The organism is Pseudomonas sp. NFACC14 (genome assembly GCF_900106885.1).
Lineage (GTDB): Bacteria > Pseudomonadota > Gammaproteobacteria > Pseudomonadales > Pseudomonadaceae > Aquipseudomonas > Aquipseudomonas fluorescens_AA.
The window spans coordinates 137,409-145,203 of record NZ_FNOA01000016.1; the positions used below are offsets into that span (position 1 = coordinate 137,409).

5 protein-coding genes are annotated in these 7,795 nt (G+C 62.4%); 1 reads left to right on the forward strand and 4 read right to left on the reverse strand.

The features are described 5' to 3' along the window. Positions 1 to 29 precede the first annotated feature (29 nt). A complete protein-coding gene (gene prmA, locus BLU85_RS21810; RefSeq protein ID WP_013692161.1) occupies positions 30 to 908 on the reverse strand; it encodes a 50S ribosomal protein L11 methyltransferase in 879 nt (292 codons plus the stop codon). 192 nt (positions 909 to 1,100) lie between these two features. Here prmA and BLU85_RS21815 point away from each other — a divergent pair, with 192 nt between their 5' ends. Beyond that, positions 1,101 to 5,072, forward strand: coding sequence for a dermonecrotic toxin domain-containing protein (locus tag BLU85_RS21815; protein ID WP_092204788.1), 3,972 nt, complete (start codon positions 1,101 to 1,103; stop codon positions 5,070 to 5,072). Between the two features lie 80 nt (positions 5,073 to 5,152). Here the strand turns inward: BLU85_RS21815 and accC are convergent, their stop codons facing one another. The 3 genes from accC to aroQ are packed head-to-tail and all read right to left on the reverse strand — an operon-like array spanning position 5,153 to position 7,470. Continuing rightward, positions 5,153 to 6,508, reverse strand: coding sequence for an acetyl-CoA carboxylase biotin carboxylase subunit (accC, locus tag BLU85_RS21820; RefSeq protein WP_092204787.1), 1,356 nt, complete (start codon positions 6,506 to 6,508; stop codon positions 5,153 to 5,155). 17 nt (positions 6,509 to 6,525) lie between these two features. Beyond that, on the reverse strand, positions 6,526 to 6,990 hold the full coding sequence (accB, locus tag BLU85_RS21825) for an acetyl-CoA carboxylase biotin carboxyl carrier protein (protein ID WP_053118072.1): 465 nt from the start codon (positions 6,988 to 6,990) through the stop codon (positions 6,526 to 6,528). Between the two features lie 24 nt (positions 6,991 to 7,014). Continuing rightward, a complete protein-coding gene (gene aroQ, locus BLU85_RS21830; RefSeq protein WP_072410269.1) occupies positions 7,015 to 7,470 on the reverse strand; it encodes a type II 3-dehydroquinate dehydratase in 456 nt (151 codons plus the stop codon). Positions 7,471 to 7,795: the final 325 nt, after the last annotated feature.

A 7,795-nucleotide genomic window follows, 5' to 3' on the forward strand; every position in this document is an offset into this window, starting at 1 on the left:
CGGCAATCCGGTGGATACAGGCGCTCATTCTAGCGCCGACGTCCGGTGATGCGCACCCAGCCATCGCGATTGGCGATCGGGTCCAGGTCAAAGTCCGCGGCATAAGCGGCGGCGACTTCTTCGCCCTGTTCGGCGAGGATGCCCGACAGCGCCAGGCGCCCGCCCGGCTTGACCAGGCTCGACAGTTGCGGCGCCAGGGATACCAGCGGGCCGGCCAGGATGTTGGCCACCAGCACGTCGGCCTGGACCTGTGGCAAGTCCTGGGGCAGATACAGCGGGAACAGGGCTTCGGCGATGTTGTTGCGCCCGGCGTTGTCGCGGGAGGCTTCCAGGGCCTGGACGTCGATGTCGGTGCCGACCGCTTCCCGGGCGCCCAGCAGGAGCGCGGCAATCGCCAGGATCCCCGAGCCGCAGCCAAAGTCCAGTACGTTGCAGCCCTTCAGGTCCTGGCCGTCGAGCCATTCCAGGCACAGCGCAGTGGTCGGGTGGGTGCCGGTGCCGAACGCCAGGCCCGGGTCCAGCAGCAGGTTGACCGCGTCCGGCTCTGGCGCGGCATGCCAGCTCGGGACGATCCACAGGCGCTGGCCGAAACGCATCGGCTGGAAGTTGTCCATCCAGCTGCGTTCCCAATCCTGGTCTTCGATCACTTCACTGTGATGCTCGGGCAGCGGGCTGCCGGTCAGCAGCTCGAGATGGGCCAGCACGCTGGCGGCCTCGGTGCCGCCTTCGAACAGGGCCAGCAGGTGGGTGTGGGACCACAGCGGGGTGGTATTGAGCTCCGGCTCGAAGATCGGCTGGTCTTCGGCGTCCATGAAGGTTACCGATACAGCGCCTACTTCAAGAAACGCGTCTTCGTAGGTTTCGGCTTGTTCCGGGCTGATGGCCAGGCGTACTTGCAGCCAAGGCATGGCGGGCACCTTTGAAAAAATCCACAGGGGGGCAGCGCAGGGCTGCAAAGGCGCGCAGTGTACGCCAGGTCGCCGCCAAAGTGGATAAGCGAGTCTCGCGCCGTCGGGGCGGTGTTTCGATATATATATGTATGCCATGGGCATGTCGCAGGGCGGATAAGGTGCCGGTCCACACAGCAGGGAGGATTGTGTATGGACATCATTGCCCGACGGCAAGGCAACATGGAGCGCACGGGGTCGGTCGATTCCCCGCCGGTGGCGACCGCACAGGCGACCCTGGAAAAACTGGCACGTTGGCAAGAGGCGATCGACGCGCGACTGAACACCCAGATGAGCCTGCTGGAGGTGCTGGAAGAGTACTTGCTGGTCGAGCTGCGCACCTACCATTACCAAGGCAACATCGATCCACACTTCCTGGGCACCCTGCTCGATACCGTGCTGCAGCGCATGATCGACCAGGCGCCTTTGGTGTATGACGAGGAGCAGGACGCGCCCTACCGTTGGCCCGACGGGCCAGACTTGGGTTTTGCGGCCGAGCGCCGGGCGTTCGTTATCCAGGTGGTGGAGGGCGCGGCCTCAAGGTTTGTCGATCACTACAAGGACTATCTGCGGCGGCATTGGCGAATGACGGCGCACGACGCCTCGCTCGAGGATGTGGTCAGGCAAAAACTGGATGGGCACAGGGGCGCGGTCGACGAGCTGTTTCGGCCTGGCCGTCTGGTTGGCCTGGGTGTCGATGAGTTGCGAGAGCAGATCGAAGCACTCCAGGACGCCTGGCGCCGGACAAGTCGCTTGACCGTATTGGCAACCACGGCCGAGCGCCGGGACCTTGGCGCGCTGGCGCGATTGCAATTGCCGTATTGGCTGCGGGGGGTGAGCCCTTCTGATCGTGAATCGTTGCGGGCTTTCGAGAGCCAGACCGCGCTGGCGCAGGCGCTGGTGGATGAGCGGGTCGATGGCCTGGGCTCGCTGCGGGCCTTCGCTCGGCAACTGGCCAGGGATTATGTCAGGCATGAGTTGGACATGGAGGTCGAGCCGGACGGCATTCGTGTGCAGTTGCAGTGGCGAACGGTCGTTGGTCAGCCCGTACGCACCTACAGCCTGAGTGAACTGGTGGCGGCCGGCCCGATACGGCCGGACGCGGTGTCGGTGTTCCTGGTCGAGAACGGCGGTATGCTCCGTAACCAGCCTCTTTCACCGGCTTTCATTGCGCAGTTGTTGGCCAGCGTCGACGCGCCTGCCGGGTACTTGCCAGCCTTGGCCGAGCGGTATGGGAGGGGGGACCTGAAGGACGCCATGCTCGATTGGTTTGTGGCGCGGTTGCAGCACAGTGCGTTTGTCGCCCGTTGTGCAGGCCAGTTGTCGGTGACCAGCCATGACCACCTCGCAGCCCTCTGGGAAGGCGACATCGCGACGCCCATCGCCGGCGGGTTGCGTGTCGCCAGTCTGGTGCTTCCCAATGGCCTGAAGTGTGCCGACCTCCTGGTGTTTTATCGTGAAGACGGGGGCGGTGCTGTCAGTGGCCTGCTGCTGTTTGCCCCCGGCAAACCCGATGGCCAGGAATGGATCGAATTGCCTTCGCTACGGGCCCTGAGCGGCGAAGTCGGGGCCTGGACCCAACACGAGGCCGGTCGCGAATACCTGTTGCAGCAACTCTCGCCGACTGATCGTGGAGAGGCCCGGGCGTACTTTGCCCGCGTGATGGAAAAGCCGGTTTCCTGGGATCTGGAACAAGACCTCAGGGGCACGCAGGCAAGTTTCAGGACCTGTCTGCAGAATGCTGTTTCGACCGGCCTGGCCAATAACCTCGCACACGTGGAGCTGAATGAGTCGCCTCGCTGGTACTCGGCATTGCCGCTTGAGTCCCGGCGCAACATCAGCGGCCTGAACCAGGAATTCTTGGTTCAGCGGCAAGTGTTCGATGAGCAGTTCGTGGGCTATGAAGCTTTCATGGACTTCGCCAAGCGTACCTTCGCCGACATGATCGGGCCCTACATGCGCAGCAAGGGGGTGCTTGAAGCGGTCGATCCGGCCACGGTCTTCATCGACTACATTCCGGGGCTGGCCGCCGAGAAAAAAACCACCAGCCTGCTGGACCTGGCCATCTACGGATACGAGCGCAACGCGGACATCGACGACCCCGCCAAGGGCGTGCGTTCCTCTGTCGGGCAGGATTTGGCGCAGGTTCGCAGTGCCGATCTGGCGTCCTACATTCGCGTGGCCTACCTGGGCGAGCGATATGCCAGGCACATCCGTGCTGGATTCCTCGACGCCACGGCGCCCGAGTATGCCAAGCGCCGCGAGGCTTACTGCTACATGCTGTTGGCCAGGATGGACCGCGACCTGCGTGTGGCCTACGGCAAGTCGATGCTGAGTGCCGAAGCGTTCCAGTGGCTCACCCGGCAAGTGACGCTATTGAGCGATGGGCGACCTGCTAACGGCGCCACGTACCCCGGTGTCGCCGTGACGCGTGAAGGCGTGATCAAGTTGACCGTCGCCGGTCATGTGGTGTTGGGCGTCTACGTGTTCACCTACTTCGATCCGAAGGCTTCTTACTGGATGTACACACCCGACGCGCCGGACGGCATCCTGTTTCGCCCGTACCTGGCGTTTTCCGGGAGCATCGCCGCGCAACTGCACGATTACGTACTGGAGCGGGTCGCACTCGCCGCCCGTGCCGCCGTGGGGCGGACACTGTTGGCGCTGGCGGCCGGGACCACTCGCGTCGACACATTGCGTGAACTCAATCGGCTGATGGATATCCGTGCCGAGTTCGATGCAGGCATCGAGCGCGCTGTCACCGATGTGGAGGACATCACCACCAGTCGTGCCGAAATGATCCGCAACCAGGTATTCCAGGGCCTGGTCTTCGCGGCCGTTCCGGTGTGCATGGTTTATCCGCCCTTTGCCTTGTTGCTGGACATCGGCCTGATTGCCGTCAGCGCCAGGCAGGCCATCCAGAGACATGTACAAGGCGACACGGAGGGCGCGCTCGGTCACTGGCTGATCGCGACCTGGGGAACGCTGTTCGCCACGCTCGGCGCCGCCAGCATGGCCACGGCACTGGGGCACGCGGCGAGGCACTTGCAGCGTGCCGTGAAGCCCTTGTCATTGTCTGCGCAACGCTTGAGAAGCGCGTCATCGGTGGTCGCCAAAGAGTCCGGGCCGCTGGTTCCGGCCATACGCCTCAAGCCGCAGCAGGCGGTTGGCAGAACGCCAGGGGATCTGCAGTTGGTGACGGAGGAGGGGATTTTTTTCGGCACCTATCGCAGCCCGCCCAGCGCTTCGCAACCGCGGAGCACTTACTACATCGCGAGCGGGGGCAGGTACTACCAGGTGAAGAGGGACCCTTACTTTGGCGGCCTGTGCCTGGTGGATGCCCGGCGCCCCGGCGCGTTTTACAAATTGCCCATCCGCAGGATGGCGAATGGCAAGTGGACCCATAACAAAGTCGGGTTGAGCGGCGGTAGCGATGAGGTGCGCAACCTGGGGCGCATAGGCGATTTGCGCGAGGCGTTCCCCGGGCATGTCTCCCCGGACGTGACAAGGGGGGCGTTGCAGGGCGAGGCCGTGGTGGCGAGGTTCAGTGAGGCGGCGGACGGCTACCTGTTCTCGCTCAATGCACAGACGTGCGTGATCGCTTCGTTGTACAACCCGACCACCCGGGTCGGGGCGGTCATTCATTTCGATCACAACATCCGCGCGCTGATCGAGCGAAGTGTCCGGGATGTGATGCGGCGCCTGGGGGGATCGGCCAAGGATGTCCGTGCCACCCTGGTCGGCGGTGACTGGTTGACGGGGGCTGACATCGGCGGGCCGGTCAGGCAGGTGATGAGGGGGCACGGGCTGCGACCGACCTGGGATCACTGGTCGTATTCTTCCTGCCTGGGCAATAACTATGGCGTGTCACTGGATCTGCGCACGGGTGTCACGTCGGTATTCAAGACGTCCGGCAGCCAGGTCGAACGCTTTTACATACCCGTCTTGGCGCGAGCGAAGAACAACACGGATCCGGTGTCCATGCGAGCTCGCGGATTCATGGCGCGCATGCGCAGCGACATCCTGGTCGAAAATGCCAACGGCGTCGTCCTCACCCAGCAGGGGCGGCGGGCGAATGCTGCAAAGATCGAATCACACGCCTACTCCATGGTGGAGTTGAAGTGATCCGTCACTTGCGCCTTTGAGGCGCGTGCAAAAAAAGACCCCGGCCAATGGACCGGGGTCTTTTTACATCACGTGAGGCATCAGTGCTGGTTGCCCAGCTTGTGCTCCAGGTAATGGATGTTGACGCCGCCTTTGCAGAAGCCTTCGTCACGTACGAGATCGCGGTGCAGCGGGATGTTGGTCTTGATCCCGTCTACCACGATTTCGTCCAGCGCATTGCGCATGCGCGCCATGGCTTCGTCACGGGTCGCCCCGTAGGTGATCAGCTTGCCGATCAGCGAATCGTAGTTCGGCGGAACGGCATAACCGCTGTACAGGTGCGAATCGACGCGAACGCCATTGCCGCCCGGAGCATGGAAATGCTTGACCGTGCCTGGGCTTGGCATGAAGGTTTTCGGGTCTTCGGCGTTGATCCGGCATTCCAGCGCGTGACCGCGGATGACCACGTCATCCTGGGTGAACGACAGCTTGTTGCCGGCGGCGATGCTGAGCATCTCCTTGACGATGTCGATACCGGTGACCATTTCCGAAACCGGGTGCTCCACCTGAACACGGGTGTTCATTTCGATGAAGTAGAAACGACCGTTCTCGTACAGGAACTCGAAGGTACCGGCGCCGCGATAGCCGATGTCGATACACGCCTTGACGCAACGTGCCAGGACTTCCTCGCGCGCTTTCTCGTCGATGCCCGGTGCCGGCGCTTCTTCGAGGACCTTCTGGTGACGACGTTGCAGCGAGCAGTCGCGGTCGCCCAGATGGATGGCCTGGCCCTGGCCGTCGGACAGCACCTGGACTTCGACGTGACGCGGGTTGGTCAGGAATTTTTCCAGGTAGACCATCGGGTTGCCGAACGCCGCGCCCGCTTCGGAGCGGGTCAGTTTCGCCGAGGAAATCAGGTCTTCTTCCTTGTGTACCACGCGCATGCCGCGACCACCACCGCCGCCAGCGGCCTTGATGATCACCGGGTAACCGACTTCGCGACCGATGCGCAAAGCGGTTTCTTCGTCTTCAGGCAGCGGGCCGTCGGAACCCGGAACGGTCGGTACACCAGCCGCGATCATGGCGTGCTTGGCCGAAACCTTGTCGCCCATCAGGCGGATGGTGTCGGCTTTCGGACCGATGAAGGCAAAACCGGAGTTTTCCACCTGCTCGGCGAAGTCGGCGTTTTCCGCCAGGAAACCGTAGCCCGGGTGAATGGCGGTGGCGCCGGTCACTTCGGCAGCGGCGATGATCGCCGGGATGTGCAGGTAGGAGTGCGCAGCCGACGCCGGACCGATGCAGACGGATTCGTCCGCCAGGCCCAGGTGCATCAGTTCTTTGTCGGCCTTGGAGTAAACGGCGACGGTCTTGATGCCCATCTCTTTGCAGGCACGCAGAATCCGCAGGGCGATCTCACCGCGGTTAGCGATCAGAACTTTTTCCAACTTCGCAGTCATCAAAGGCTCTCCGCGGTTCAAACGATGGTGAACAGCGGTTGGTCGTACTCAACCGGCTGGCCGTCTTCGACGAGGATGGATTCGATCACACCGCTGGTTTCAGCTTCGATGTGGTTCATCATCTTCATGGCTTCGACGATGCACAGGGTGTCGCCTTTCTTCACGGTCTGGCCGACTTCAACGAAGGACGGCGAGGATGGCGAAGACTTGCGATAGAACGTGCCCACCATTGGCGAACGAGCGACAGTGCCGTTCAGCGTCGGTGCCGCCGGTGCGGCTGGCGCTGCGGCGGCAACCGGGGCCGCTGCTGGAGCAGGCGCGGCGGCCGGAGCCTGCATCGGGGCCGGTGCATAGAACTGCTGGGCCGGGGTCTTGCTGTGGCGGCTGATGCGTACGGACTCTTCGCCTTCCTTGATCTCAAGCTCGTCGATGCCGGACTCTTCCAGCAATTCGATCAATTTCTTAACTTTACGGATATCCATGAATCATCAACTCCCAAGGGTCGGTCAGGGGCGTATAGCTTGTTGTTCAAGCTGCTCTAGGGCGGCCTCCAGGGCCAGTCGGTAACCGCTGGCGCCAAGGCCGCAGATCACTCCCACTGCTACATCGGAGAAGTAGGAGTGATGGCGGAAAGGTTCGCGTTTGTGCACGTTGGACAAGTGCACTTCGATGAATGGGATGCTCACCGCCAGCAGCGCGTCACGTAATGCGACACTTGTATGTGTAAAAGCTGCTGGATTGATCAAAATGAAATCCACGCCTTCGCCACGCGCGGCATGGATGCGGTCGATCAGTTCATATTCGGCGTTGCTTTGCAGATAGAGCAAATGATGGCCGGCGTTGCGGGCCCGCTGTTCCAGGTCCTGGTTGATCTGGGCCAGTGTCACGGCACCGTAGACGCCCGGTTCACGGGTGCCCAGCAGGTTCAGGTTGGGTCCGTGCAGGACCAATAGGGTCGCCATCTGCTGTTCCTTGTTATCTGTGAGCAGGTATCAGAACCCGGCGACTATGCCGCAAAGCCTTAATGACTGTCCAGTTCTCGGCAATAGCCAGCACGATGAGCGATGTTTGCGCGAAATTTGTGACCCGGGTCTCTGATCCGGTCATACGGTTGGATACCGCCCCCTGTGGCAGCATCAATTCCCGGGTCCCGCGAATCGATGGGGGAGCGAGCTTGCTCACGATGACGCGGCACATCCGACATCGATGCAAGCTGATCCACCGCTATCGCGAGCAAGCTCGCTCCCACAGGGGATCTGCGGTGAGTATCAATTCCAGGCTTCCCTC

Excerpts from the sequence above, each read along its gene's own strand:
- prmA (WP_013692161.1), bottom strand. The coding sequence starts at position 908 with ATGCCTTGGCTGCAAGTACGCCTGGCCATCAGCCCGGAACAAGCCGAA.
- BLU85_RS21815 (WP_092204788.1), top strand. The coding sequence starts at position 1,101 with ATGGACATCATTGCCCGACGGCAAGGCAACATGGAGCGCACGGGGTCG.
- accC (WP_092204787.1), bottom strand. The coding sequence starts at position 6,508 with ATGACTGCGAAGTTGGAAAAAGTTCTGATCGCTAACCGCGGTGAGATC.
- accB (WP_053118072.1), bottom strand. The coding sequence starts at position 6,990 with ATGGATATCCGTAAAGTTAAGAAATTGATCGAATTGCTGGAAGAGTCC.
- aroQ (WP_072410269.1), bottom strand. The coding sequence starts at position 7,470 with ATGGCGACCCTATTGGTCCTGCACGGACCCAACCTGAACCTGCTGGGC.